The organism is Streptomyces sp. NPDC030245 (assembly GCF_055572995.1).
This window is the reverse complement of sequence record NZ_JBVICF010000038.1, coordinates 1-1,106: the sequence shown is the minus strand read 5'-3', so window position 1 is coordinate 1,106 and position 1,106 is coordinate 1. Positions and strand designations below refer to the sequence as shown.

The 1,106-nt window shown below is 54.6% G+C and carries 2 protein-coding genes and 1 pseudogene; all 3 read right to left on the bottom strand.

The features are described from left to right. Positions 1 to 194, bottom strand: a 194-nt coding sequence (locus ACZ4Z4_RS38325; protein ID WP_468338544.1) for a hypothetical protein, incomplete at its 3' end; no start/stop codon positions are given. 17 nt (positions 195 to 211) lie between these two features. Next, positions 212 to 745 carry a hypothetical protein gene (locus ACZ4Z4_RS38320; protein WP_009684347.1) on the bottom strand — a complete coding sequence of 178 codons (534 nt, stop codon included), beginning with the start codon at positions 743 to 745 and terminating at the stop codon, positions 212 to 214. Positions 746 to 755: 10 nt separating this feature from the next. Next, positions 756 to 1,106, bottom strand: a pseudogene (locus ACZ4Z4_RS38315) (hypothetical protein); the annotation flags it as partial.

Genomic DNA, 1,106 nt, shown 5'->3' with positions numbered 1-1,106 from the left:
AAACCACCCAGCGCGAACAAAGCCTGCGCTCCCACCCCCAGGCCGTCAGCTTCAGTGGCTGCGCGACGACCGATTGCACCTACACCCTCGCCGTGAGCAAGCTCGGTAAAGGCCAGCATCGCCATTGCGCTGGTAGAGTAAAAACAAACTTTCGCCTTGTTCCAAAAACCGCGCAGCGTACTCATTACTTTCATAGGATGGTCTCCTTTCTCTATAGAACTTCCCCGAAACCGAAGGTCTCAGAGAACATATTTACTGTACCGACGATGTTGATTAGCGCTACACCAGCCACTAATCGGATAAACGATTTTTTGAAAACCTCATCACTTCCGTTCTGACCACTTCCAATCCGCCGCATACTCATCCAGCCTCGGGCATAGGTGATGTATCCGTAGAACCGGAGGCAAAGAACAATGACCCCAATCAACTCTGAAGTTTGAGCCGGCATATTTGCCGAGCCTTGATAGCTCATGAGGTTCTTCACCGATACCGAGCCACCCCAAAATGAGTCCAAAGCGGTGTCAATACTTGCCGCGAAGTTGAAAAGTGCCACGCCGCAGAAGAAATACATAATCGGCGTGGTCCAGGTCATACCCTGGCCACCCGTCTTATCAACTTGGATTGCTTTAAAAACTGCGTTGCCAGTCAGTACTAGGCCCAGCAAAGCCACAACCGCGTTCAACAGATCCTCCAGTCCGGGGAACTGCTGGGCGAAGCTGGCCAGCATCGTCGAGGCGTCGATCATCTCAGCGGCCTCAGCGGTAGACGACGCCGTTGGACATGATCACTTGCCCTTGGTCTGGATCAATGCGCTGCACGGAGCCAACTCCTGGGATCGTGTCGCCAACGGAAACGCTGATGCTCTCCCCTCCCTTCGTCACGAACCACGCTCGACCTTCGAGCACGGCCTTGAGCGACATGCTGGCAGGCGAATTTTTCTGCTGGCCCGATCCAGCCTGAGACTTCTGAACCTGACGCTGGGGTTGCGGTTGTGGCTTCTTCTGCGAGGCTGCTTGAGAAGTGCTGGACTTACTTGCGGAACTAGGCTTCGGCGCCGGCTTGGCAGCGGTTTTCGGCAGCGACTTCTTGATTTCGTCCAGCGTTTC

Coding starts and splice junctions, on each gene's coding strand:
- ACZ4Z4_RS38320 (WP_009684347.1), bottom strand. CDS start 745: ATGATCGACGCCTCGACGATGCTGGCCAGCTTCGCCCAGCAGTTCCCC.